At 69.2% G+C, this 21601-nt stretch carries 19 protein-coding genes and 7 pseudogenes; 9 read left to right on the forward strand and 17 right to left on the reverse strand.

Annotated features, from left to right (window positions below):
* The first annotated feature begins 95 nt into the window (after nucleotides 1–95).
* On the forward strand, nucleotides 96–344 hold the full coding sequence (locus OG861_RS34165) for a transposase (RefSeq protein ID WP_443064471.1): 249 nt from the start codon (nucleotides 96–98) through the stop codon (nucleotides 342–344).
* Nucleotides 344–892 carry an IS3 family transposase gene (locus OG861_RS34170; protein ID WP_443064472.1) on the forward strand — a complete coding sequence of 183 codons (549 nt, stop codon included), beginning with the start codon at nucleotides 344–346 and terminating at the stop codon, nucleotides 890–892. Before OG861_RS34165 ends, OG861_RS34170 begins: the two co-directional genes overlap by 1 nt.
* Here OG861_RS34170 and OG861_RS34175 read toward each other — a convergent pair.
* The 6 genes from OG861_RS34175 to istA form a co-directional block, all read right to left on the reverse strand.
* A protein-coding gene (locus OG861_RS34175) for an IS630 family transposase (RefSeq protein ID WP_443064441.1) occupies nucleotides 864–1948 on the reverse strand; the annotation gives its coding sequence in 2 pieces (ribosomal slippage) (nucleotides 864–1502 and nucleotides 1505–1948; 1083 coding nt in all). The genes OG861_RS34170 and OG861_RS34175 overlap by 29 nt on opposite strands.
* A 388-nt stretch (nucleotides 1949–2336) precedes the next feature.
* Nucleotides 2337–3380, reverse strand: coding sequence for a hypothetical protein (locus tag OG861_RS00170; protein WP_330260926.1), 1044 nt, complete (start codon nucleotides 3378–3380; stop codon nucleotides 2337–2339).
* Between the two features lie 78 nt (nucleotides 3381–3458).
* Nucleotides 3459–4715, reverse strand: coding sequence for a hypothetical protein (locus OG861_RS00175; RefSeq protein WP_330260927.1), 1257 nt, complete (start codon nucleotides 4713–4715; stop codon nucleotides 3459–3461).
* 93 nt (nucleotides 4716–4808) lie between these two features.
* Nucleotides 4809–5039, reverse strand: a complete 231-nt coding sequence (locus OG861_RS00180; RefSeq protein WP_330260928.1) for a chaplin family protein — start codon at nucleotides 5037–5039, stop codon at nucleotides 4809–4811.
* 653 nt (nucleotides 5040–5692) lie between these two features.
* Nucleotides 5693–6490: an IS21-like element helper ATPase IstB gene (gene istB, locus OG861_RS00185; protein ID WP_330260929.1), complete on the reverse strand. Its 798-nt coding sequence runs from the start codon at nucleotides 6488–6490 to the stop codon at nucleotides 5693–5695.
* A gap of 3 nt (nucleotides 6491–6493) precedes the next feature.
* Nucleotides 6494–7747 (reverse strand): IS21 family transposase, encoded by a 1254-nt coding sequence (istA, locus tag OG861_RS00190; RefSeq protein ID WP_330260930.1) that lies wholly within the window; start codon nucleotides 7745–7747, stop codon nucleotides 6494–6496.
* A 62-nt stretch (nucleotides 7748–7809) separates the two neighbouring features.
* Between istA and OG861_RS00195 the strand changes: the two are divergent.
* A pseudogene (locus tag OG861_RS00195) lies at nucleotides 7810–8007 on the forward strand (IS630 family transposase); the annotation flags it as partial.
* A gap of 5 nt (nucleotides 8008–8012) precedes the next feature.
* Nucleotides 8013–8534 (forward strand): annotated as a pseudogene (locus tag OG861_RS00200) (helicase associated domain-containing protein); the annotation flags it as partial.
* 423 nt (nucleotides 8535–8957) lie between these two features.
* Here OG861_RS00200 and OG861_RS00205 read toward each other — a convergent pair.
* The 5 genes and pseudogenes from OG861_RS00205 to OG861_RS00225 all read right to left on the reverse strand — a co-directional run bounded on the left by OG861_RS00205 (nucleotide 8958) and on the right by OG861_RS00225 (nucleotide 13048).
* Nucleotides 8958–9314, reverse strand: coding sequence for a hypothetical protein (locus tag OG861_RS00205; protein WP_330260931.1), 357 nt, complete (start codon nucleotides 9312–9314; stop codon nucleotides 8958–8960).
* Nucleotides 9315–9575: 261 nt separating this feature from the next.
* Nucleotides 9576–9984: pseudogene (locus tag OG861_RS00210) on the reverse strand (DUF6415 family natural product biosynthesis protein).
* Between the two features lie 45 nt (nucleotides 9985–10029).
* Nucleotides 10030–10263, reverse strand: coding sequence for a hypothetical protein (locus OG861_RS00215; RefSeq protein WP_330260932.1), 234 nt, complete (start codon nucleotides 10261–10263; stop codon nucleotides 10030–10032).
* Between the two features lie 755 nt (nucleotides 10264–11018).
* A complete protein-coding gene (locus tag OG861_RS00220) occupies nucleotides 11019–12251 on the reverse strand; it encodes a PP2C family protein-serine/threonine phosphatase (protein ID WP_327286714.1) in 1233 nt (410 codons plus the stop codon).
* A gap of 458 nt (nucleotides 12252–12709) precedes the next feature.
* Nucleotides 12710–13048 (reverse strand): MerR family transcriptional regulator, encoded by a 339-nt coding sequence (locus tag OG861_RS00225; RefSeq protein ID WP_330260933.1) that lies wholly within the window; start codon nucleotides 13046–13048, stop codon nucleotides 12710–12712.
* A 959-nt stretch (nucleotides 13049–14007) separates the two neighbouring features.
* Here OG861_RS00225 and OG861_RS00230 point away from each other — a divergent pair.
* Nucleotides 14008–14385 (forward strand): annotated as a pseudogene (locus OG861_RS00230) (ATP-binding protein).
* Nucleotides 14386–14520: 135 nt separating this feature from the next.
* Here OG861_RS00230 and OG861_RS00235 read toward each other — a convergent pair.
* Nucleotides 14521–15510, reverse strand: a complete 990-nt coding sequence (locus tag OG861_RS00235) for a helix-turn-helix transcriptional regulator (RefSeq protein ID WP_329201877.1) — start codon at nucleotides 15508–15510, stop codon at nucleotides 14521–14523.
* Between the two features lie 93 nt (nucleotides 15511–15603).
* Between OG861_RS00235 and OG861_RS00240 the strand changes: the two genes are divergently transcribed.
* Nucleotides 15604–16002 (forward strand): VOC family protein, encoded by a 399-nt coding sequence (locus tag OG861_RS00240; protein WP_329201875.1) that lies wholly within the window; start codon nucleotides 15604–15606, stop codon nucleotides 16000–16002.
* Between the two features lie 171 nt (nucleotides 16003–16173).
* A pseudogene (locus OG861_RS34180) lies at nucleotides 16174–16422 on the forward strand (leucine zipper domain-containing protein); the annotation flags it as partial.
* Between the two features lie 74 nt (nucleotides 16423–16496).
* On the opposite strand, the pseudogene OG861_RS00245 reads toward OG861_RS34180, so the two are convergent.
* The 4 genes and pseudogenes from OG861_RS00245 to OG861_RS00260 form a co-directional block, all read right to left on the reverse strand.
* A pseudogene (locus tag OG861_RS00245) lies at nucleotides 16497–16660 on the reverse strand (IS256 family transposase); the annotation flags it as partial.
* Between the two features lie 925 nt (nucleotides 16661–17585).
* The gene (locus OG861_RS00250) at nucleotides 17586–18617 is read right to left on the reverse strand and encodes an ATP-dependent DNA ligase (protein WP_330260934.1); all 1032 of its coding nucleotides are present in this window, start codon (nucleotides 18615–18617) and stop codon (nucleotides 17586–17588) included.
* 144 nt (nucleotides 18618–18761) lie between these two features.
* The gene (locus OG861_RS00255) at nucleotides 18762–19097 is read right to left on the reverse strand and encodes an STAS domain-containing protein (RefSeq protein WP_330260935.1); all 336 of its coding nucleotides are present in this window, start codon (nucleotides 19095–19097) and stop codon (nucleotides 18762–18764) included.
* Nucleotides 19094–19369 carry a hypothetical protein gene (locus OG861_RS00260; protein ID WP_330260936.1) on the reverse strand — a complete coding sequence of 92 codons (276 nt, stop codon included), beginning with the start codon at nucleotides 19367–19369 and terminating at the stop codon, nucleotides 19094–19096. The genes OG861_RS00255 and OG861_RS00260 overlap by 4 nt, the downstream gene beginning before the upstream one ends.
* Nucleotides 19370–20132: 763 nt before the next feature.
* On the opposite strand from OG861_RS00260, the gene OG861_RS00265 reads away from it, so the two are divergent.
* Both OG861_RS00265 and OG861_RS34185 read left to right on the forward strand, forming a co-directional pair.
* Nucleotides 20133–20657 (forward strand): DUF4142 domain-containing protein, encoded by a 525-nt coding sequence (locus OG861_RS00265; RefSeq protein ID WP_330260937.1) that lies wholly within the window; start codon nucleotides 20133–20135, stop codon nucleotides 20655–20657.
* Between the two features lie 196 nt (nucleotides 20658–20853).
* Nucleotides 20854–20949, forward strand: a pseudogene (locus OG861_RS34185) (helix-turn-helix domain-containing protein); the annotation flags it as partial.
* 274 nt (nucleotides 20950–21223) lie between these two features.
* Here the strand turns inward: OG861_RS34185 and OG861_RS00270 are convergent.
* Entirely contained in the window at nucleotides 21224–21535 is a 312-nt protein-coding gene (locus tag OG861_RS00270; protein WP_330260938.1) for a hypothetical protein, read from the reverse strand.
* Between the last annotated feature and the right edge of the window lie 66 nt (nucleotides 21536–21601).

The following is a 21601-nucleotide window of genomic DNA, read 5'->3' on the forward strand; positions in this document are numbered from 1 at the left end:
TTCGTTGACGATCACCAGCGCCGGCACGGCGTGAAGCGGCTCTGCGACATCCTCGGCCTGGCTCGCTCGAGCTTCTACTACTGGCGCCGCACCGCATCTGCGAGAGCGGCCCGCCAGAGCGTCGAAGCCGGGATCGCGGCCAGGATACGCAAGGTCCACCGGACTCCGACTGCACCTACGGAGCCCCCAGAATCACCGCGGAACTCCGCGACGAGGGCGGCCCGGCGGTCAACCACAAGCGCGTCGCCAGGATCATGCGGACCATCGGGCTTGAGGGAGTCCGTCTGCGCCGCCGGCACCGCACACCGTCGCGAACCAGGCCGCGGCGAAGGCGCCGGATCTGATCGGACGTGACTTCACCGCAGCCGCGGTGAACATGAAGTACGTCGGCGACATCACCTATCTGCCGGTCAGCGGTTCGAAGCCGCTCTATCTCGCGACCGTCATCGACCTCGCCTCACGCCGGCTGGCCGGGTGGGCGATCGCCGACCACATGCGAACCGAGCTCGTCATCGACGCCCTGACGGTCGCCGAGCGAACCCGCGGAAACTTGACCGGAGCGATCATGCACACGGATCACGGATCTCAATATTCGAGTAGGGCCTTCGCTGAAATCTGCAGGTCAGCAGGGGTCCGGCAGAGCATGGGCGCGATCGGATCCAGCGCGGACAACGCCGCCGCGGAAAGCTTCAACGCAGCCTTCAAGAGGGAGACGCTCAAAGGCCGCAAGGCCTGGTCAAGCGAGCGTGAGGCCAGGCTCGACGCCTTCCGCTGGCTGACCCGATACAACACCCGCCGCCGGCACTCCCGCCTCGGCCAGCGATCCCCGATCGCCTACGAGAACGCCCTCCAATCAGCAGCAACTACTGAGGTTGTAGGCGTGATGTCGTGAGTGTGAGGCCGGTTGCGGCGAGGCAGCCGTCGATGACGTCGCTTCGATACTGGATCTGGCGGAGACCGAGTCGTAGTCGGCGGATGAGGTCGTCGGGGTCGGCGAAGGCGGTGTTGGCCTGGCTGGTCCGGCGGAGCACTGACCAGATGCCCTCAACCGGGTTGAGATCAGGTGCGTAGGGCGGCAGGTGGTAGGCCACGACCCAGTCGTGGGTGTCGATGAACTCGCGCATCCGCCGGTCCTTGTGGACGTTCAAATTGTCCCAGACGAGGACGATCGGCCCTCCGAGCTGCTGGTGGGCTGCGATGAGGAGGTCGCGGTACTCGGCCCACGCAAAGCTCTTGCGGCCCCCGTTCTTGTGATCGGTGTGCCGTTTGGGCCGGTAGATCAGGCGGGAGCGTTCACCGGGTTTGTAGCAGCACAGGGCTGCGATGGAGAAACGGCGCTGGGAACGCCCCCGGACCCGGATGACCGGGGTGGTCCCGCGTTTGCCCCAGGTGCGTGAGGTCGGCGGCGTCATCGAGAATCCTGCCTCATCCTCGAAGACGAGCCAGGCCCCGAGCGCCGCCGCGGTGGTTCCAGGTGCGGCCACACGTCCTTCACCCAGCCGGCCACGGCTGCCTCATCGCGCTCGAGGGCACGACGGGCCGGAACCTGATGGCTCCAGCCATGGCTCCGCAGCATCTGCGAGATCCCCGATAACGTCATGCTCTTGTGGAACCGCCTGCCGATCAGCGTTTTGATCCTGGACAACGTCCACCGCTGATCAGGCCACCCGTGCGCGATCGGGCCCTTGGCCAGCTCCTCCTCGAGCACGGCGAACAGCACATCGTTCAGCTTCGGACGGGACGCCGGACCACGGGAACGGACCGCGTCCTGACCCGCCTCCCGCCAGGCCTGACGCCACCGCTGAACCGACCGGACGCCGACCCGTAACTCCTTCGCGATCTCCGTGCTGCCCCGCCCTGCGGCGAACATCCCGACCGCTTCCATCCGGACCCGCTCACGGAACGCTTGCCTCTCCGCGGTCAGACCCCCACCCTGCGGATACCTCATACATCCGGCATACCGCGACGATCATCAAACGTCAGCCCCTACGACAAGACGACTTCAAGGTCAGTAACCTGACCCAAGCCGCATAGACGTGTTCAACATCCGGGGTCAAGGCCCGTTGTTGCGCGGGCAGGATGTCGGCCGGGCGGGAACCGCCCTGGGGCGTCGTCCGGACTGGAGGGTGTGGCGGCTACGACGAGCCGTAGCCGTCGGGGAACTCGACGTCGCCGCCGAGGTGGACGAGGAGGCCAGCTCGGACGAGGTGGCCGACCGAGATCCCGTAGCGGTCAGAGGGGCTTGCGGAGTCGGAAGCGTGATCTGTTGGGCATACCGTGCCGTGGGACATCGGCAGTCACGGCGGGACTCGGTGTGGGCCGGGTGCCCGGGCCGGTCAGTTTCCGCTGTGTTCCTGAAGTCGGTCCCGGACGTTCCCGCGGGCGGCTGGAAGAGAGGAGTGGGGTGCGGGTGTGTTGGGCTGACTGGTGACTGGTTGGGCGGGGCCGGTGAGGAGGTCACTGTGACACTGTTCGAGGAGACGCTCGTGGGCCGGGGTGAAACAGGTGCGCCAGGCCCCCACCGAGAGCGTGTCGACGTCGTCCTTGTCACCGGCGGGTGAGGCGTGCGCGGGCCAGGCAGGGGTGGAGTCGGGGTTGCCGGCGGCCGCGTGCAGACGGGCCAGGCTCTTATCGCGTGCCTGGGTGCTGCCGCCGAGGGCGGGGCCGGCGAGGTCTTCGTGGCGGATGACGCAGACTTCGGGATGATGGAGCAGCCACCTGCTGCGACGGGCCTCCTGCAGGCCGGGGAAGTTCGGGTCGCTCAGGGCGAGGGTGATCTTGGCGTCCAGGGTGGGCAGGGCGCCCAGGATGCGGTGGTAAACGAGGTGGCCGGGCATCGACGTCGCGGGGTCGGCGGGTGGCTGGGAGAGGATGCGGATCTGGTGGATGATCCGGTCGCGGATGTCGCGGTGGTGGTAGACGATCTTCGGGTGTCCGCCGGTGTGCCAGGTGCGCAGGAAGTCGGCGTCGGCCCGGGCCAGGTCCAGGCAGGTGAGGTACCAGCAGCCCCGGCCCGGCAGCAGGGTGTAGAGGTCATGGGCGGGTAGCCGGCTCAGGCGGGCTTCGAGGCCGGTGTCGAGGGGGCAGGCGTGGGTGACCGGCTGGCCCAGTCGCATCCACCACACCCGCCATGCGGCGCTGACCGCGGCCTGGAACGCGTCCTGAAGCTCGTGGCCCTTCACGTGCAGCAGGCGCACTGCTTCGTCCTGGCCGTAGCCGGCCAGGAGCAGGGGGTAGGTCTCGCCCGGGACGGGCCGCTGGTCTTCGGTGGGCTGGGCGGCGCTCATGGTGCCGTGCGGGGTGTACCCGAGGGCGGTGGTGGCCTGGTTCAGCAGCCCTGTGCCGCTGCCGGGCGGCGATACGACGATGATCTGGGGCACAACTTCGCTCCTGAAGGAAAAGGTCGGATGTTCGCGCAGTGCCGGTGCCGGTGCCGGTGCCGGTGTCGCAGGCAGCGGTCAGTGGGCCGGTACGGTGCCGTGGTGGTGCCGGGCGGTCACGCCCGTCGTCGTGCGGGGGGTCAGGAGAAGGTCTTCGTAGGTGTGATGACGGCGGGTGGTGACGCGGTCGTGCAGCAGGGCGGCGGCGCGGTCGGGCTCCCCGGCTTCGATCAGGGCGCGGGCGAGGGTGTCCTGGACGATCTCCCGCTCCACCCGCACCCCACCCAGGCGCTCCACTTGCCCGCCCAGGTCGGTCAGCAGATCCACAGCCTGAAGGGGCCGGCCGGCGGTGACGTGCGCGAGGGCGGCCACCACCGGTGCCAGCACGTCGCGGTACTCGGGGCGTTCGTCGGCTGCCGCCTGGCGGGCCAGCGCCTGTAGGTCGTCGGTGGCGGCCTCGCAAGCCAGGGCCAGGGCCAGGTTGAAGGTGTGGAAGACCTCCGCCATCCCTGCGGGTGCGGCCAGCAGCTCTCGCACGTGTTCCGGTTCACTGCGACCGGCGGGTTCCTGGCCGGCCAGCAGCAGCCGCCAGTTCGTGGCCGCCCGCATCCCCACATCCGCCCGGGTCAGGACCTCATCCGCCCGCCGCCGCGCGTCCGCGAAGTCACCACAGGTCAGCGACTGGAGCGCCGCATGCCAGTTCAGATGCCGGAACTGCATGGCCTGCGGATCAGCCGCCAGCCATTCGTCGAGAAACGCGATAGCGGCCCCACCGGCGCCCTGTTCATGCTCGGCGTGCGCGCGAGCGTGTGCGGCGACCCCGGAACGGGGATACAGGCCAAGGGTGTGCTCGGCCAGCCCGTGGGCTTCCTCGATGCGGCCCTGCTCCACCCGCGTCCACGCCATCCAACCCGCCCACCGCCAGCAGTCCTTCCCGGCCAGCGTGTACTGCTCCTCGACCAGGACGTCACCACGCTCGAGGTAGTCGGGGTCGCCGCAGGAGTGGAAAGCCCCCAGCATCAGAGCGGCCGCCTCATCACCGGGCCACTGGGCGAAATGGGCCAGCAGGTGATCGGCAGCCATCTGGTACTGCCGATGCGTGTACAGGAAAATCCCGTACACCAGACTCGTCTCCCGCTCCCCGGCCGCTTGCGCGTCCCGGTGAGCGACCACCAGTTCGTCCTTCAACTCGGTGTCGCTCATGCCGCCACTGGTCTGCAGGACCAGCAACGCCCGCGCCACACCACACCCGCCGTGCTCAGCCCTCCAGCCGCGCAGCAGCGGCAGCGCCCGACCGCTCAACGCCGCCAACTCCCGCACCACAGCATGCTCCACCGCACACCTTCGACTCTCAACCTTTGTCGAGTCCGCCCAGAGCCACTGCTAGGACGGCGACACCCCACTACACCGACTAAAAGTTGCTCATCATCAGAAACCGCCACCCACAAGCGAGCACACGATGCCGCTGTTGCCGCACTGGTTGCGGGGCAGGGAGAGCGGGAGCTGCGCGAGGTTACCGCCGGCCACTCCAGGACTGAAGACGGCGGCACCGTGGGCTTGGGCTCCTCCGATATTGGCGCAGCTGTTGCCGAACGCCGGGTTGCCGACCCCGATGATGTCGGCGTGCGCGGCACCGGCCGGAATCAACGCCGCACCCATCGCCGCACCCACCACCCCCACTCGCGTGGCAACCCGTCCCACACCACGCGAACCCGTACCCCGGCCCTCTGTACGCGTTACTGCATCCACCGTGCTTCTCCTACAACCCGAGTCCGACACTCCCCGCGCCCACCGACCGACATGCGCGGTGCCCCAGGGAGACATGACACCCGGACAACGACATACCCCCGGTCAGGACATGGCGTTGCGGACCCACAACGCTTCCGGTCGAGCGCTACGCGCATACCACCTGCGGCCCAAGCCATGCCGGGGTTGATGTTCACGTGACCGCGTGCAGAGCCGGCCAAGGCGCGGCCACTCTCGATGGTGTTGCCGGCGACGGGAGTAGGCCGGGACCCGGCGGCTTGGTCCTGACACCTCACATCACCACCGCGCGCGGTGACACCGGCTCTCGTGCCAGGCCCGGCAGGGCGGAACGTGTCAGGCGTCCTTACGTTGTTGGTGGGTTGATTCCGGTCACTCGTAGGATCGGAAGACCCGGGGATGCTGGGTGTGGCTGTGGTTCTCCAGCCCAGTGGTGGCTTCAAAGGATTGGCCGCCCGGCATCCCGCGACGACTCGACCACTCATTGTCAATGCTCCCGCAGAATTGAGCACGCTCTGCTCCCGCAGATTTGACCCCCTGGGGTTGGTTCAGTCGCGGTGTGTGCGGTTTTCCTTGGCGAGGAGTTCGCGTCGTTGGCGGGTGCGGTAGGAGTCGCCGGTGAGGGTGAGGACTTCGGCGTGGTGGACGAGCCGGTCGATCATGGCGGCTGCGACGACGTCGTCGGAGAAGGTCTCTCCCCAGCGTCCGAAGGGCAGGTTCGAGGTCACCATCACCGAGCCCTGTTCGTAACGGGACGCGATCAGCTGGAAGAACAGGTTCGCGGCGTCCTGGTCGAAGGGGATGTATCCGACCTCGTCGATGATGATCAGCCGGTAGCGGCGGATCTTCTTCAGCTCGGCCTCGAGGCGGCCGGCCTGGTGGGCGGTAGCCAGACGGGTGATCCAGTTGCTCGCGGTGTCGAACAGGACCGAGTGCCCGGCGTGGGCCGCCTTGACTCCCAGACCGATGGCGAGGTGTGTCTTGCCGATCCCGGGCGGCCCCAGCAGGACCACGTTCTCCGCCTTCGAGACGAACGTCCCGGTAGCCAAGTGCGCGAGGACGTCCCGACGCATCGAGGGCAGGTGGTCGAGGTTGAAGTCCTCGAAGGTCTTGACCTGCGGAAAGTGGGCAGTGCGGATCCGCATCACGGTGCCCTTGGACTCCCGGTCGGCGACCTGCCGCTGCAGCAGAGCCGCCAGATACTCCTCATGGGACCAGTTCTCATCCCTCGCCTGGGCGGCCAGGTCCTCCCAGCAGGCCCCGATCGTCGGGGTCTTCAGGACCCGGGTCAGGTAGGCGATCATGGACGGAAGGCCGTCCTTCGGCATCGTGGTAGCCATGGTCATGTGTCACTTCGCTTCTGTTGACGGCTGATCGAAGTCGACGCCGAAGAGGGCGTCGTAGTCGGGCAGGGGCCGCAGGGCGACGATGTGCCCATCGGTGTGCTGCCGTGTTGATGCCTGGCGCCGGTGGCGGTCCTCGGCCAGGGCCTGGCGCATCCGCTTGGCCGTGGCCGCGTGGGCAGGATCGGTGACCACCGCCTGCTTGGCCCAGGACCGCTCGTGCCGGGCGACGACCTGGCCGTCGCAGAACACCACCACCTCCTCGAGCGAGGCGGTGACGTCGACGAACCGGCCGATGACCTGCGGATCGACCGAGTAGTCGCCCGTGTCGACCCGGACGTAGTAGTCCCGGGCGAGCCGGATCCTCGAGCTCAGGCCGGTCGGCGGCTCGACGGGCGGCAGCGGCGTCATCGACAGGTAGTCCCGCTCCAGCAGATCGACCGGGCGGCCCTGGACCGAGCGGACCGTGCGGGAATTCGCCTTGACCAGCCAGTCCTCGAGCTGCTGGTTGAAGTCCGCCGGTGAGGCGAACTGCCGGCCCGGCAGGAACGAGGTCTCCAGGTAGCCGTTGCTCCGCTCGACCATCCCCTTGTATTCGGGGTCGCGGGGCGGCGCGAGCTTGATCCTGGTGGCCAGAGTGCCGGCGAACGCCGCCGCCGGCGCGGTGAGTTTCCCACTGCCGCCGATTGCCGCTTCCCGGTCCCAGACCAGCGTCTTGGGAACCCGGCCGATCTCGTGGATCAGCTGCCACATGCCCGAGAGGATGTCTCCGGCCTGCCTCGAGGGGATCATCACCGCGGACAAGTAGCGGGAGAAACCCAAGGTCATGACCAGCACCGGCAGCACTCGCTCCTGCCCGGCGCCGACCTGGACCTTCGTCTCCGGGAACCACAGATCGCACTGGGCGACCTCGCCGGGCTCATAAGTGACCCGGTCGACCGGGTCGATCCCCAAGTATTCCGGCCTGATCAGCGCCAGCCGCTTGCGCAATGGCGCTGACGAGTACGGCCAGCCGATCCGCTCGGCGATCACCGGCGCCGGCATCGTCGGCCACTCCTGCAGCAGAGCCCGCATCTGGGGCTCGAACCTGTCCGCGACATGACCCCGTGGGGCCCGCTCGAACACAGGCGGCCGATCCGAGTTCAACGCGGCCCGCACCGTGTTCCTGGCCACCCCCAAGCGCCGGGCGATCTCCTTGATGGGCACACCCTCCGCTCGATGCAGACGGCGTATCTCGGCCCAGTCCTCCACTTTCAGCACCCTCCAAATGATCAAGGGGGGTTAATTCTGCGGGAGCACCTGGGGGTCATTCTTACGGGAGCAACGACAACCCGGTGGAAGGCATCTGGTCGATCCTCCGCCGCACCACCCAGGCCAACACCACCTTCGCCGACCCGGACCACCTCATGCGCCGGCTCCGCCACGGCCTCCGCCAGATCCAATACCGCAGCGACATCATCGACGGATGCCTCACCGGCACCGGGCTCACACGCACGACACCACGACTACAAGCTCAGTAACCGGGATCGGCCAGGACTGGAACTGCCCGTGGCCGCTCGACTGGCAACGCCACTACTGCGTCCTCGCCGACCTGGTCGACGCAGACGGCAAGCTGCCCGCCATCGCCCCCGGCGTGCTCATGGACGGCGACGACATCGGGCGATGGCTCCAGCGGCAGAAAAAGCCCGCCACCTGGAAGCTGCTGTCGACCGAACAGCACGAGCGGCTGACCGCCCTTGGCATCCAGGCACCGCCTCCCCTTCCCCCTCCGTCTCCGGCACCGGCGGCGGGCGGGCCGGCGAAGGGGCCGAGCAAGACGCAGCAGGCGTTCCAGCGTGGCCTGGCAGCCCTCACGCAGTGGGTCGAACGGGAAGGCGCCGAACGGGCGGTTCCACGTGGCCACGGTGAGCCGATCGCGGTCGACTGTGAGGCAGAGCCGGTGATCGTGAAGCTGGGCGTACGGATTTCGAACACACGTGCGAGACGCGAGAAGCTCACCGCTGACCAGCTCGCCGCCCTCGCGAAGCTGGGCGTGGACTGGGCGTGACACCGGCTGCGGCTGGTCGTTGAACAGGACGGTCGAGCGAAGTGCACAGAGAGGCCCCGGGCGTCATCGCCCGGGGCCTCGTGCTGTCGGCGGCCGGCTGCTCCGCCCGGACCTGGCGCGGGCCTGCAACGCGAGGTGCAACACCGATTCCACGAACCTCTATCCGAGGCATCACCGCAGGTCAGAGCGCGATGCGCGGCGGTGTTGCACTGGACGTGTCGCCCTGGCCGCTTTCGACGCTGGTGCGCGGCCTGCTCGGGCAGTTGGCCGACTGGCACCAGTCGATCGGCGAGCTGGGCCGCGCGCTCACCACGGCAACTGAAGGCCGACCGCTACCAGGCTGGTCCCTCGGCGGTGAGCTGGAGCTCCCAGCTACCCGTAACGGGCGCCTCATGGGCGCGGTCATCCCAGAAGGCTGCGCGGTCAGCGACGCCGGCCGCCGCCGATGCGGCGGTCGTCGGCCAGTGCGGTAAGCGGGCCGAACTCGCGGGCAAGCTGGTTCCACGTCAGAACCTCGCCACAGCGGGCCGGGAACTCCTTCGGGTTGAACTCGGGCATGGTCCAGGTGCCAGTGCCCCGGTCCCGCAGCCACAGGTCCCCGTCACCGTCGACCACAGTCGCCGGGACCGGTACGGGCTCGGCCTGATCGGTGGGCTCCCAGGTGACCCGGCCCGGGTGGGAAACGCGGCGCAGCTCGGTGGTCGCCAGCCGCGTGGCCAAATCACGGGTGGACTCTTCGGCGTCCTTGACCGACGCGAGTCGGAATGCGTCGTCAAGCACGGGCAGGGCTGGATTCTTGCTGCGCTTTGAACTCATACGCTGACTACCTCCGGTGGGGGGCGCCACATCCGTTATGGCACCCCGTAGAGCAACACGGTATCCGAGGCGGGAGCCGGGCCAGGCCTCCTCCGCTGGAACGGTCAGCAAGCCCGCCGACGCCCAGGAAGATGCTCTGCGCCAGGTCAGCGACTTGTTGGGTGAGGCGAGGAAGGCACTCGACACGCTGACGAAGTAGCTGGAAGCAACCGTCCAGCCCACGGTTCAGCCCCCGCTCGGTACAACCCTCTCCGGGGCGAGCGCGGCCTCCAGGCGGTCCAGCCGTTCGTGGAGGGCGCGAACGAGGCGGGCGCGGTTCTGGACGCAGCGCACGGTGCCCTCGATCGTCGTGGACAGCCGGCCTTCCGCCGCGCAGGACGACGTCGGCGAGCGCTCTGGGTCCGCTGTTCTTCGGCAGCTGGTCGGCGCGGCGGCGGACGTCGATGACGAGCGCGCGGGCGTGGCCGGTGAGCTGAAGGGCGATCTGCTCCAGGTCGCGGGCGGTGAGGGTGTCCTCGCCGGTCCAGGCGAGGACGGCCTTGACGAGGCTTTCGTACGGTTCGTGGTCGAGCGGGAGCCCGGCTTGGATCAGGCCATCGGGGTCGTACAGGACCGTGTGCGTGCTGGTGTGCATGGCGGGCCTCGCTGCCGGGAGCGTCGTCGCGCGGGTGGCCGGCGGTCACCGCTGGGGGTCCTCGCTGCCGTCGGCCCCGTCGTCCTGGTCCTCGCCGTGCCGGCCGAGGAACCGGGCGAAGCCGCGGTCCGCACGGGCCAGCAGGGCCGTGGAGGGAACGCCGTAGGGAGGCGACTGGAGGCCGCGGCCCTCCCGGGCCGGGGCGGTGGAGTCGGTGTGTGCGCAAGGGGGCCCCGCCTCTCCGGCTGGTGGTCCGTCGATGCCGTCGACGCTACGCACCTGTGGTCCGCGCTCTCAACAAAGTTGCGGAGAATTGCGCCAGTTCACTCCAGGGCGTCGATGGCGACGTGGATGAGGGCGCGGGCAGCCGTAGACGGCCATCTCCGCGAGGCCGGCGAACGCCGACGAGCTCGCGCGGCTGCTTCACCTTGATCTCCGCCGTCGGCATCGCCGTTGCGATCCTTCGTTTCATCGCGTCGAGCATGTCTGCCGAGCTCCAGGCCGACGGGTATCCGGCTCGGACTCCTCACTGATGCGGATCCCGAATTTTCCCCAGGCCGCTCTTCGTTCCCCAGTCGGTTGCTGCTGGCAACGGGGATCAGGGCCGCCCGACCGTGCAGTGTGCGGGCCGTGCTGACCGGTCAAGGGCGCCTGCGGCGGCGCTACGCGCTGGGCTGCGCCCACCCTGGACAGCTCGCCCCGCCCCTGGACCTGGCTGGCTATCGGGCGGCCCCTCCGCTGTGGCGCCCGACCGCAGGTCAGCTTCCAGGGGGTGGGGAACTTGGGTGAGCAGGTCTGTCCCACCCCCGAGCGCGGGGTGAGGAGATTCGTCGAGCCCGATCATCACAGGCCCGCTCACCGGCATTTACGACTCCAACGGCATCGACGCCATACTTTCGCCGTGCTCGCCGTGGTGCCGGGCGGATCAAGCGCGGCTACATCCGGGAGAAGACCCCGCAGGCCGACCGACCGCGTCGGCCGAAGGCAACCACGCTGCTCTGCGGCCTTCGCTTTCGCGGCCGGTACGGCCGAACCTACGGCTTCGGGCGGTCGGCCGAGGCTTGGTGGGTGTCCGCCCCGGAGCTGACGTGCCGTTGGGTCTCCTGCGGACCGTGCCAGTCCAGGCACATCACGGTGGCATCGTCCTCAAGTCGGCCGCCGGCTGCGTCCCGTACCGCTGAAGTCATTGCCAGAGCGGTCTCGCGGGGGTGCAGGTTCCGGGTGCGTTCCAGAAGGTCGAGGAGATCGACTTTCTCTCCGTGGCGTTCGAGCATGCCGTCGGTGAACATGAGCAGTCGGTCGCCGGGGCGCAGGTCGACGTCCTGGGCGCGGTAGGGGTGGGGCATGGGCACGGACAGTCCGAAGGGATGGTCCACCTCGCAGGTGATCGCCTTCGCGACTCCATGGCGCAGTCGCAGTGGCCAGGGGTGGCCGGCGTTGACGAGCTGGGCCCGCCCGGTGTGGAGGTTGATGCGCAACAGCTGCCCGGTGGCGTGGCCCTGGCCGTGGTCGGCCAGGGCCTGGTCTGCCAGATGAGCCTGCTCCACCAGGCCGGCCCCCGCGCGACGGGCGCCGCGCAAGGCGCCGACCAGCACGGTGGCGGCCAGGGCCGCATCGATGTCGTGTCCCATGGGGTCGGTCACCGACACGTGCAGGGTGTCGCGGTCCAGGATGTAGTCGAAGGTGTCGCCGCTGAGGTCTTCGGAGGGCTCGAGGCTCCCGCACAGGGTGAACTGGGCCGCCTCGCACGACAGGGACGGGGGAAGCAGCTGGTACTGGATCTCCGCGGCCAGGGTGGGCGGTCTGGAACGCTTGCCCCAGGTATAGAGATCGGTGAAGCGGCCGTTGGCGATCACGACGTAGGCCAGGACGTGCGCGGCCTCCCCGACCTCGGTGAGGGTGTCCTTGCCGGGTCCGGCCGGCAGAAGGAGTTCCAGGAGCCCGATCGCGTCCCCCCGGTTGGTGACGGGCGCGATCACGCGGTGTCCGCGATGGGTCGCCTCCTGGTACAGCCGCTGGGTACGGATCACATGTTCGTACACGCTGCCGAGCAATGGAATCCGTTCCGCTTCCTGGCCGCTCTCCCCCACTGCGGTGGTGGACAGCCGGGCCACCGCCTTCCCCGTCAGGTCCACGATGAGGAAGGAGACCTCGACGGCCTCGAACCGCCGTCGCAGATCCCGCGCGACGACGTCGACGGCCTCCACCGGCGCGGCCGTCTCCGCTGCGGTCAGAAGCCGAGGAAGCTCACTCTGCCCATCACTCACGGCCACGGTCCCTTCGACGAGCCCCTCCCGCGCCGACGCGGCGATCCGCCAGGGTGTGAGCGCCACCTGCCAGGCTCTTCACCTACACATCATCCACCCGGAGAGAGCACAGGTCTGCCGGCGTTCCGGGGACACTCAAGTCGAGGCGCGCGGAGCAGCGGCGCGCCTTCAGTCCGGTGCCCCGGTTCCGCCGACTGTGGTGTGCCGCAGGAACCAGGGCGATCACCTCCGCCTTCCGCACATCGTGGGAGGCGTTCATCGACTGGAAGGCAAAAGACATGGCTACGGGAACAGCAAAACACCCACGCCGAAGGCGTGGGCAAAGGGAACTTCCGAACCACGACAGCTGACCCAGACGGTACACGTCCGCACACCCTGTCACCAGAGGAGACGAGTCGGTACACCCGGGCGCGGGCCAGCCCGCCGCCCGCCGGTGTCCGGCGGGCGTGGGTGCGGTCTCAGGCCGCGGCCGCCGGATTCGCCGAACCGGTGGCGCGCCGGTACTCGGCGTTGATGCGCTGGGCTTCTTCGAGCTGGTCTTCGAGGATGACGATGCGGCAGGCGGCCTCGATGGGGGTGCCGCGGTCGACGAGTTCGCGGGCGCGGGCCGCGATGCGCAGTTGATAGCGGGAGTAGCGGCGGTGTCCGCCCGGGGAGCGGAGGGGGGTGATGAGGCGGGCGTCGCCGATGGCGCGGAGGAAGCCTTGGGTGGTGCCGAGGATTTCGGCGGCGCGGCCCATGGTGTAGGCGGGGTAGTCGTCGTCTTCGAGCCGGTCGAACGAGGCGTCTGCTGTCACTTTCACCTTCTGTATGACATGCCTGGTGGAATGCGTGGAGAGGTCCTGGTGTGGAACGCGCGGAGGGGCCCTGGTGCCGTACGGCACCAGGGCCCCGAAGGAACTGCTACACCATCTGCCGGCCCTGGAACTGCGCCGGCTTCCTGTTTCCACACGCCCGATGATGTTGCTGTCGGGGGTGCAGGGATCGCTGTTGCCTGACCGGAGACCACCTCACTATCGATGTCCTGCGGTACCCGGGTACAACTTCGCCCGGGCGATCCTGATGGCGTTCGTTCCTCCGCTCTTCCCTCTTGATCAACTGCTACTTACAGGACTGCGTACTACTGGTACTGCTCAACTGCGGTGATGCTGTACTGCTCTACTGCGAACTACTCGGCGGCCTGTGACAGCGCCACTCCTCCGGCAGTCAGCCCCGTCGCCCATCCTGCGTCTGCTCTGGCTTAGAACCCCACTGCCGGACTTCCCGGTGCGCGCGCCCGCAACGACGCCTTCACCGAGGGTGTTGCCGATACTGCACTTCACTGCGGTACTGCACTTGCGGATACTGCACTGCGGGTCCTGCTCATGGCGGCCCCTGATCACTGCGGGCCACCCGGTCCGGCCGCCAGTCCCGTCGCCGTCCTACAACACACCTGGCTTCAGAACTCCGCCGCCGCACCGTCCTACGGGTACTGCGCTAACGGGCACTGCGTACTGCTGCCCGGCAGTTCGTCTCTGCCGGGCCCTTCGACCTTGCTGGTTACGAGAGAAACCATAACCACACCAACACCCAATGTCTACTCCGACCAAGACAGATTTCTACGCGTTCGACAGGGAGGTAATCGAACTCGAACAGTCACGGGAAGCGGACGCGCACACGACAGGACCCGGGTAGGCGGTAGACGGGCACGGGCCGGGTACGAGCACCGAGCAGGGAGGGCGGGACACTGACGATCGACAGACCGGAGGCTGCCTTCATGAAGACGATGAGCGTGAACGTCGCGACCGGGCGTTCGACGACGTCCCTCGCCGACGCACGCCAGAGCGCTCTGGCCTTCCTCGCAGGTCTCGACCCCCGCCGGCGGAGGCGGCCGCGGAAGCCATGGTGCTGGTCGTCTCCGAGCTCGTCACCAACGCGCTGCGCCACGCCGGCGGCACCTGCACCGTGGACCTGACCGCCGGCCTGGACAGCGTCGAAGTCGCCGTACACGACGCCAGCTCGCATGCGCACCCCGGATTTGAACGGCGGCACCGGAGGCTTCGGCTGGCCCATGGTCAACCGCCTCGCCCACACCACCCACGTCACCCACCCGCCCACCGGCGGCAAAACCATCAGCGCCCACCTGACCCGATGACCAAGGCGCGGACGCCTGGTGCCGTACCCGGCTCAGGACGCGAACCCCCTGGGGCGATCGGTCGGCCCCTGCGTCGTCGTCTACTGACGGCGAGCCGGGTTAGTTGTGCCATCTCATGACATTGGTTCCTCGCGGTCAGGCTTGGCGCGCGTAGGACGCAAGGCGATCGGCGAGCGCGGTGACGAGGTCGCGCAGTTCATGGGGGCGCTCGATGACGAACGGCCGGTCGAGTGAGGCGAGTACTGGAGGCAACCAGTCGAGCCGCTCCGCCCGCAGCTCGATGCGCAGCCAGCGCTCGGTCATCCGGTCCTGGCCTGCCGCGGGCTCGTGCTCCTCCAGGCTCGCGACGCTGGCGGGAAGGTGGGCGCGGATCTGCTCAACTGTCCCGTGGATCCGCAAGGTCACCTCATGCCGGTACTCGGCCGTGGCGAACGCCGACAACACGCGCTGTGCCGGGCCGGGACCCACGGGCGCTTCGAATGAGCCGGGCAGGGTCCGCGCGTCTGCGATGCGATCGAGCCGGAAGGTTCGGTCCTCGCCGATCTGGGTGTCCTTGCCCGTGACGTACCACCGGCCCGCATGGGCGACGATCCCGTACGCATGCAGCGTGCGTTCGCTGCGCCGTCCGTCGCGGTCGGTGTAGCGGATCGAGACCGGTCGGCGGTGGCGCACCGCATCGGCGATGGTGAGCAGGACCCCAGCGTCCGGGGTGTCGAACTCGCCGGGCTGGTCCGTGAAGGCGAGAGCCTCCAGAAGTGTGTCGAGCCGACGGGCGATGTGCTTGGGCAGCACCCGCCGGATCTTCGCCGATGCCGTCTCGCTTGCCGTGCGCTCCGTCGTCGTCAGCCCTGCCCGGCGGCCGGCGACCAGGCCGAGCAGCACGGCCAGCGCCTCGTCATCGCTGAGCATGAGCGGAGGCAAGCGGTACCCCGGAGCCAGCCTGTACCCGCCGTAGCGGCCGCGCACCGACTCCACGGGCACATCCAGCTCGATCAGCTGGTCCACATACCGCCGCACGGTGCGCCCTTCGACGCCGAGCCGGTCGGCCAGTTCGGCCACCGTCCGGGTGCCGCCCGACTGCAGCAGCTCCAGGAGTGTCAGCACGCGGGCAGTGGGTCGGGGCATGTGCACAACTTAACTCGAATACAGGACCGATTCTGTCCACTATTTCTCCTAGCCTGCGCAGTGCACGCCTCCAGCACAGCCAAGGAGATCCCCATGGACTTCGTCTCGATCCGCATCATCACCAGCGACGTAGCGCGCCTCGTCGAGTTCTATGAGCGAGCCACAGGGGTGCGGGCGACGTGGGCCACCGAAGACTTCGCCGAACTCAACACGGCGGGCGCCACCCTCGCGATCGCCGGCACCCGCACCGTCCCGCTGTTCGCCCCGGGCTCTGCCCGCCCGGGGGACAATCACAGCGTGATCACCGAGTTCCTCGTCGACGACGTGGACCGCGTTCACCAGAACCTGACCGGCTTCGTCACCGACTTCGTCACCGAGCCCACCACGATGCCCTGGGGCAACCGGTCGCTGCTGTTCCGTGACCCCGACGGCAACCTCGTCAACTTCTTCACCCCCGTCACCCCAGCGGCCATCGAAAAGTTCGCACGCTGACGCCACGCAAAGCCGCTCACGCGGGAGCCCTGAGATTCCAGGGCTCCCGATGAACGCGGCCGCCGAGTCCAGGAGCGCCACCAGCAGGGGGGCACCGGAACGCACCGCTGACCCCCGAAGGACGCCTGCGCTTATGCCTGCGGATCGACGCCGGACGTCCGATCGCGCACTGCGGAAGCCCGAATCTCCCGCCGCTGCCGGGCCAAGTGGTACGCCCGCTGGCGCGCGCACGGCGAGAACGGACTACTCGACCACTCCTCCCGCCCCGCCACAGCCCCGCCCGCACCCCCGATGACATCGCCGACCTGGTGGAGGCGCTGCGGCGGCAGACCAAGCACGGGCCAGCCCGGCTCGCCGCCGACCTACAGCGGCTGCACGACGTCACACTCGCGCCCGCGACCGTCCACCGCATGCTGGTAAGGCGAGGACTCAACCGGCTCCGGGACCTCGACCCACCGACCGGCGAGCAGTTGGGCGAGGTCATCCGCTACGAGCATGTCGAAGGCGTTCAGTGCGGTCTTCCAGCGCATGGTCCAGCGGGCCTGGCCCTTGCCGGGGGGGCGAGCGACATGATCGCCATGTAGACGCACTCCAGTGCGGCGGTCTCGCTCGGGAAGTGCCCGCGGGCCTTGACCGCCCGCCGGATCCGCGCGTTCGGCCAGTCCGTATCTCGCTGGCTGCGAGCTGGACGAGCAACGCGAGCATCTGTCGGCCCAGGGCCTTCTCCACAAGCCTCGGATGATGGACTGACTCCGCTCGGAAGATCTGCTGGAGCCGCACGGTCTCGGCCTCGATTCCGCGCTGGCAGCCGGTACGCCATTGGAAGTGATGGGTAGAGGCTGGGCCCCGGCCGACCCGGGGGGGTGGGCCGGCCGGGGCGGCCCCGGCCGGCGGGGGGGATGCCGGTCGGGGGCTGCGGGCAGAGCCTCAAGGACTGGCGCTTCGCCAGCCGATTCCCCGGACTCCTGCCCCACGATCCTCGCAGCAGACCGTGCCCGGGGTCTGCCGGACACGCACCTGAACGTGACCCATGTAATTGGGGTTTCCAAGGATTCCCATCACCGGTCGGGGATGGGACTGGATGCTGCCGGCCGGGGATGTGACCAGCGACGTGTGACGGCTGCCGGACCTGCCCGCAGCCGGCAGCGCCACGGGGTGGGGAGCGGTCCTTCCTGTGCAGCTCCCCGCGGCAGCTATTGCACCGCTCTTGCGCGCGGGGCCTGCTGGTGGCGCGCTGAAGAGGGTGGGGGCCCACCCGGACGGAGGGGCGTCAGCCGTTGTTGCGTGCGCTGCCCCAGCTACTCGTCGGGAAGTTGTGGCATGGACGAAGACTTCCTCGATACGCTCCCTGATGCCGCGGGCGAGATTCGGCTCAAGCTGCTGACCGAGGACGAGGCCAGAGCGGTCATGATGCTCCTGGGCGCCCTTGAGCGCGAGAGTCGCTCGGAGGAGGATCATCGGGCCGGCGAGATGCGATTCCGCCTCGGATCACGCCTGGGCACCCCGGCGCTCCTACGGTCCCGTGCCGTCCTGAACGACAGGCGCCGGATGCTGTGCGTGGAGACCATGACCGGTCTGCTGTCTCAGCCTGCGGTTGTGCCCGGGGCCGCCGCGAACCGAGGAACGTCCCCGGCGATGAGGTCCAGGCGCAGCCGTTTGAAGCGGAGCGGGTGGCGCCATACGCCGCCCCGGTCGATCGGGTGGTCGGCGCTGATCTCGGCCACCAGCTCGGGGCGGACCAGGCGCACGTCCAGGACGTCGCGGCTCCCCCATGTCGCGGCGAACGGGACGCCCTCCCACGGGTGGCCGGGGCCGGCGGCCGTCAGGTGCTCGGCGACCAGGCGGGCCGCCTCCGTGCGCAGCGGGACGGTGCGGCCGACCGCACGCAGCCGGCCCGTGTGGTCGTGGCGGCCCAGGATCAGGAGCTGCGTGCGGGTGAGGGTGCCGGTGATGGCGCCGATGATCGCCTCGGTGGTGTCCCGGCGGCGGACCTTGGTCCACGCCTCTCTGTGGCCCGGCATGTAGCGGCTGGTCTGGGGCTTGACCACGATGCCTTCGACGCCGGACACATCCGTCCACGACTGAAGCCACTCCCGGCCCTGGGCCGGGTCCGTGGTCATCGGACACAGCGTCCACGGGGCCGTCAGGGCGTGGTCGGCGAACAGAGCCTCAAGGCGGGCGCGGCGCTCCACGTAGGGCAGGTCGAGTAGCTCCCGGCCGTCGAGCTGCAAGACGCCGAACGCCACGAAAAAGGCCGGCAGCCTCTTGGCCAGCGCGGGAGCGCCACGTGGGTGGGCGGCGGCCCGACGCTGCAACCCCTCGAACGAAAGGGCGCCGGCCCCGGCGTCCCACACGAGGAGTTCGCCGTCCAGGACCAGGCCGGCGGGGAGCTGCGCCTCGGCGGCCGCGACGAGATCGGGGAACGCGCCCTGGACCGGGGCGCCGCGGCGGGTCTGGAGCAGCACCCCCTCACCCGGCCCGGCCGGGGTGAACACCAGCACCCGGTACCCGTCGTACTTCTGCTCATACGCCACCTTCGAGGTGAGCGGACGCACAGGCGGGATCACCTCGGCGGCCTGCGCCAGCATCGGCTCCACCGGCGGCCTGAGCACCACGTCCCTACACCTCCTCGCCCTCACCCCGCCCCTCCAATGGTCAGCCCCTCCATGAAAGACCGGGCACTGCCCGGCCGACACCCCGGCCGACCACCCGGGTGCGGCTGTGCAGACCTCCCGCTGCTGCGTCGGCGCAGCGCTCTGTCATGCGGCGGCCGGTCCGTCGGCCAGGAGGGTGTCCGTGCCGGTCGTGGTGAACAGGTTCCTCACCCACGGGATACCCACCTGGCTCACGCCGAGGCGGATGCCGCGGGCGCGAGCGTCGGCGCGGGCGCGGAGCAGCACGGCCAGGCCGGCACAGTCGCAGAAAGTCACGTGGCTGAAGTCGACGTCGATGCGGGGTGTGCCGGTGGCCAGGGCTTTGTCGAGGGCGTCTTGCAGCAGGGGTCCGGTGGCGATGTCGATCTCCCCGAAAACGGTGACGGTTGTCCGCTCGCAGGCGGTGCGGGTGACGGCCCGGAAGCCCTCGCCGGTTCTCACCGGGGCCGCCCGCGCTCGTCGGCCCCGGCCAGCCGGCCGCGGACCGTCTCGTGTGACAGGCCGGCCGCCTCGCCGATACGCCGCAGGCCCCAGCCCTCGGCCCGGGCCGCGGCCATCGAACCGTCCAAAGCCCGACCGGTCACCACCGCTTCCAGCGCCTCGCGCAGCTCGGCTACCGCTCGGAGCCGGCTCTCGGGAGCCAGCCCGCCCAGCCCGGCACAGACCTCGGCCACATCCCCCTTCAGCGAGTCGATCCACGCGGTGACTTCCATGTCCCCTGTGTCCCTCGCCCGGGGACGAATGTCAAGAAGATTGACATCCCGGTCACATAGTCGTCACTGCATGTACTTGCCGCTGCTGGATAGGCCTACCGGGCGAGCCCGTCAGGGCGTGCGGCAGGTGCCACCGCGGACCATGTACGGAGGCCGGCGGTAGCTTCGGGGGTGCGGTGCTCTGGTGGTCAAAGGTGTTCGTCACGCAGGTCTTCCTCATCGCGCGTCTGATCGTCCTCGAGACGGGGGGACGAGGTGTCGATGCCCGGCTCGCGCGACGGATGGCCCGGATGAACGGGGTCCTGGCTGAAAGGCCCGAGGGACTGTTGCTTCTCCCGGCGCCGGCCTGGCTCGTGAGGCGTGTCTGGGTGGGTGGCCATGGGCAATGACTCCCTCGGTGCAGATCCAGGGTGAGTGCTTTGGCACATCATCTGGAGGGTGGTCGCTCTGGTTGCTTCCCCGACCGAGTGTCTGTTAGTCACCATGGTGTCGGGCTTGGTGGTCGAGCCCCGGCTGCTGCATGGCGGCCGGGAGGGACTCGCGTGCCTTTCGCGCGAGTGGTGCCTCATGTCCAGGCCGTTCCGTCTGGGCAACTACGTCCCTCAGCGGCTTCTTCGGCAATCGGGGGCGGCGCCTGGGCCGGGGCGGCTTCTCGGGTCTTTCCTCGCGGCGTGCCGTTTGGCAGGTCTGAGGCGGGTAGGCGCCGGGCGTGGCCGTACCCGTGGCTTTTCGAGCCCAGGCTGCTTGGAAGGAGATGATCACCATGCGCAGTCGTCTGCTGATCACGGTGGCCCTCGCGGCCGCGGTGACCGGTGTCTGCGGACCGGCGGCGCTGGCCGCAGCGACCGTCGACGGCCAGGACACCGCGTTCGTGCGGTCTGCCCATCAAAGCAACTTGGCGGAGATCGCCGCCGGTCAGGACGCCCAGCAGCACGCCATGACCGCCTGCGTGAAGCAGGTGGGCGCGAAACTGGTCGCCGATCACCAAAAACTCGACACTGATCTCAAGACGCTCGCCGCCCAGTCGAAGGTGCCTCTGCCGACCATGCCCACGGCCCAGCAGCAGCAGAAACTCAAGGCGGTCCAGGAGAAAGCCGGGACAGCGGACTACGACGCCGCCTGGCTCAGCGACCAGGAAGCCGGCCACACCAAGACCCTCGCGCTGATCGACAAGCAGATCAAGACCGGCACCGACACTGCCGTCACCAACGCCGCCAAGAAGGCACGCCCCGTCGTCGTCATGCACCTCGACATGGTCCGCGGCGGCACCTGCCACACCATGTCCTGACAACGCTCCTCCCCACCGCCATCCGGCCGCCCAGAACAACGGCGAGCGACGGCCGACCTCCGGAAACGGTCGCCACGCGGCGTCCGCTCCTGTGCGCACAGTACCGAGGTAGGCCACGCCCGTGACCCGCTACTGACCTTGAAGGCGGGTTGTCGTAAGGGCTGACGATCGGTGATCGTCGCGGCATGCTGGTTGTATGAGGTATCCGCAGGGTGAGGGTCTGACCGCGGAGAGGCAAGCGTTCCGCGAGCGGGTCCGGATGGAAGCGGTCGTAATGTTCGCTGCCGGGCGGGCAGCACGCACATCGGGAAGGAGCCGGATCCCGGCGTCCGACGCTCGGCCGTCTCCAGGCATCCCCTGCGGACAGGCCGGCCGGGTCAGAAGCCGGGCTCGGTCGCGCGCGGCGTGCCACTGTACTTCCTGGGAGGGCGCGACCAGCGGGCCTGTCGGAGGCGGAGTGGGATCCGGCCGGTAGAGCGCCCCCTGGCACAGGGTGCTCCGCCTGCCGGCCGTCCAGGACCGTCACAACGAAGTCCGCCTGGACCAAAATTCAGGTGGCCCGCCCATCAGCCCGCCGCGACCAGAACGCCGGCACGCAGCACACCACAGACGGTGATCCGGTCCTGCCCGAACCACGCCCACCAGGCCGCCCGCCCCTGCCGCGCCCGCGCCCGGATGCTGCGCAGCGCCCTGCGGGGTGCGGGAGCTGGAGCCGTCACCGGCCCCGGTGCCGGGGCCTTGGCCGGTGCGGGTTGCTGCCGGTGGGCGCGGACGGCGGCTTCGACCGGGGGATGTGGTCGTGGACCCGTGAGCAGGCCGCCGCCGGAGACCTGCTTGGTGAACTCGGTGACCTTCCGTCCGAGGAGGGGTAGCTGCATCCGCCCCTGCGCTCGCCCGTGCGACCCCTGCGCGGGATGTCAAGCGCGCTTGCGTTTGGGGCGTGG

Source organism: Streptomyces sp. NBC_00539 (genome assembly GCF_036346105.1).
GTDB lineage: Bacteria > Actinomycetota > Actinomycetes > Streptomycetales > Streptomycetaceae > Streptomyces.